The sequence below is a fragment of the Anoxybacillus sp. LAT27 genome (assembly GCF_022030075.1).
GTDB classification, from domain to species: Bacteria; Bacillota; Bacilli; order Bacillales; family Anoxybacillaceae; genus Anoxybacillus; species Anoxybacillus kestanbolensis.
The window spans coordinates 1-238 of the sequence record NZ_JAIWYK010000268.1 but is presented as its reverse complement, the minus strand read 5'-3'; the positions used below and the strand labels follow the sequence as shown (position 1 = coordinate 238).

The window sequence follows — 238 nt, the reverse complement described above, 5'->3', positions numbered from 1 at the left end:
GCGCGAAGTCCGTCACGGTGATACCGGCGTCCTTCGCCACCTGGGCGACGGAGAGCTTGTTGTCCTTCGCGTAGTCCTGCTCGAGCAGGGCGACCTGCTTGATGAACGCGGCGACACGGCCCTCGACGATCTTCGGCAGGGCGGCCTCGGGCTTGCCCTCGTTGCGGGAGATCTCGGTGACGATCTCGCGCTCCTTCTCGACCGCGTCCGCCGGAACGTCCTCGCGGGACAGGTACGA

Annotated in this window: 1 pseudogene; it reads right to left on the bottom strand. The window is 67.2% G+C overall.

Going from position 1 to position 238, the window contains the following annotated elements:
- Positions 1-238, bottom strand: a pseudogene (locus LD028_RS09405) (translation elongation factor Ts); the annotation flags it as partial.